This window comes from Microbacterium sp. 13-71-7, assembly GCF_002257455.1.
GTDB lineage: Bacteria > Actinomycetota > Actinomycetes > Actinomycetales > Microbacteriaceae > Microbacterium.
Map to the genome: position 1 here is coordinate 1 of NZ_NCKN01000368.1, position 2,520 is coordinate 2,520.

The 2,520-nt window shown below is 74.6% G+C and carries 1 protein-coding gene and 1 pseudogene; both read right to left on the minus strand.

The features are described 5' to 3' along the window. Positions 1-1,052 (minus strand): annotated as a pseudogene (locus B7X32_RS20320) (type VII secretion protein EccC); the annotation flags it as partial. Further along, positions 1,049-2,302, minus strand: coding sequence for an RDD family protein (locus B7X32_RS20325; RefSeq protein ID WP_292723913.1), 1,254 nt, complete (start codon positions 2,300-2,302; stop codon positions 1,049-1,051). The gene B7X32_RS20325 and the pseudogene B7X32_RS20320, both read right to left, overlap by 4 nt. Between the last annotated feature and the right edge of the window lie 218 nt (positions 2,303-2,520).

Below are 2,520 nucleotides of genomic sequence, written 5' to 3' on the forward strand. Positions count from 1 at the left end.
GGCGACAGCGCGATGCGCAGGGTGCGGTCGTCGTCCAGGTCGCCCCAGCGCGACGGCAGGTCGATGATCGTCACGCCCGCGACGCCGTCGACGAGGCTCGACGCCGGCACGCCATCGGTGAGCACGACCAGGTGCGGCAGCTCGGCGGACCCGGATCCGCGCGAGAAGCGGGCCCGCTCGCGGATCCCCGCGGGCAGCAGCTCCTCGAGGTCGCCCATCCGGGATCCGATCATGCGCGCAGGTCCCAGCGCGTCGCTGCCGGTGCGGGAGTGCGTGTGCGGGAGCCACTTCGCCCACTCCCACTGCGGCAGCGCCGCCTGATCCGCGGCGATCACGATCTGCACGTTCTCGGGGTCGTGCATGGTCGCGATGTGCAGCATCATCGCCCGGGCGATGCCGCGCGCCTCGGTCTCGTCGCCGGTGATCTCGACACGGGCGTGGTCGCGCAGCGAGACGCCCAGCGGCAGCTGCGTCTGGGTGGAGTGCGCGAGCATGAACCGGTGCGCGGCGGAGGCCGACACCGGGTCGAGCTGGGCGAGCGGCGGCAGCTCCGGCGCCTCGAGCGTGATGCACAGCGGCTGATCGCTGAGGCCGATCCGCACCGACAGGAAGTCCTCGTCCGCGGGGCCCCTCTCCGCGACACGGGTGCGCTCCTCTGCGACGTAGGGCAGGGCCGAGGGCGCGGGCAGCCGCCAGTTCGCGGCGCGGCGCTGCTGGTGTGCGGCGACGCGGATGGAGGCGCGCAGATCGGTGAGGTAGGCGAGGTACTCCCGCCGGGCTGCGAGCGTGGCCGCCTGCTTCTGCGAACGCTGCCGCCATCCGTTGACGACCACGAAGCCGAGGGAGGACACCAGCACCATGCCGCCGATGAGGAAGCCGCCGGGCCCGGAGTTGTTCATGCTGACCATCACGACCGCGCCGATGCTGCCGAGCATCGGCAGGAGCGAGGTGAGCATGTTCGAGCCGCCGTCGGTCGGCGCGAGCTCGGGCGGAGCCTGCACCGTGAGCTTGCCCGAGGGAACCCGCGGAGGTGCCAGTCGCGGACCCGTCATGCGCTCGCGCCTCTCTCGCCGCCGTCTGGCAGCAGTTCGTTCACGGTGAAGGTGCGGTCGCCGATGCGCACGCGATCGCCGTCGTCGAGCAGGGTGCGCGCTCCGGGCGCGAGCTCGCTGCGGCGTCCGTCATCGGCGAAGACGCCGGATCCGTTGGTGGATCCGAGATCGGTCGCCCAGGTGCGCCCACGGGAGTGCTCCAGGCGCAGGTGGGTCTTCGAGACGGTGCTGTCGGGATCCTCGACGGCGACGACGAGGTCGCCCGGCTCGGACGGCGCGGGGCGTCGGCCCAGGTTGACGGCGGCGGGCAACTCGATGCGGACCCGCTGACCCGTGTCGAAGATCAGCAGCAGCGCGGACGGCTCCGCCCGCGCGGGTTCGGGTGCCGATGCGGGCGTCGGCGTGGGCGTCGCGGCAGGCGCCACAGGATGCACGGGCGCCGCGGGATGCACGGGTGCCGCCGGCTGCGCACGCGGGACCGGCGCCACGGCGGCCGGTGCGACGGGGACGGCGGCGTTCGGAACCTGCGCGAGCGCGGCGGCAGGCACGCCCGGAGCCTCGTCATCGTCGACGGCGGGGCGCACGGAGGTGTTGAACACGAGCGGGGGCGCGACGGTCGTCGCGGCGGCCGGCGCGACGACGGCTCCGGCCCGCGGCACGGCGACCACGACGGTGCCGGCCGCGCGGTCGGCCCACGAGCGCCGCCGGCCACCGGCGTCCCACGCGCTGGAGGCGACGACGATCCAGGATCCAATCCCGACCACGAAGCCGAACCCGGTCACGAGGGCGCGCACGAACGCGCGCCCGGTGCCGGGCGAGAACGGCGCGTCGCCGCGGGAGGCGCGCAGGCGCAGCATGAGGTTGCCCGGGGTCGCGCCGGTGCGGGCGAGTGCCACGCAGAACCCGATCGCGAGCTGGAGCGCCACGACCGCGGCGAGCACGAGGCTCCGGGTTCCGAGGAGCACGGCGACGGCGACGACGCCGATGAGGATCGCGTCGATCGTGAAGGCGATGAGGCGTGCGCCGGTCGATGCCGGTGTGCCCGCGAAAGCGGGGCCGAGCGGGTTCTGCCCCGGCGCGGACGTGCGCGCCGGCGACGGCGCACGCACGGTGCCGGGCTGCGGCGCGGCGGCGATGACCGAGGCCGCGAACGCGGGCATGTCGTCCGCCACGGTCGGTCCGGACTGCGCGGCGAGCTGCTCGTCACGGCGACGGCGACGGGAGAGCGGGGGCGCGCCGGGATCGATCACCGATCGCGGCTCGGGGGCACCCGGAGCAGCCGGACCCCCCGGGCCGCCTGGATAGGCGCCGTTTCCGCTCACGTTGCCATCATTCCACGCAGCAGGGTGAGCACATCCGCGTGCAGCAGCGCCGCCGGCAGCGCCAGGGCCACGGCGATCGCCTCCACGACGTCGCCGGTGCGCGAGGCGACGAGCGAACTCGCACCATGCGACACCGGGCGTGTCAT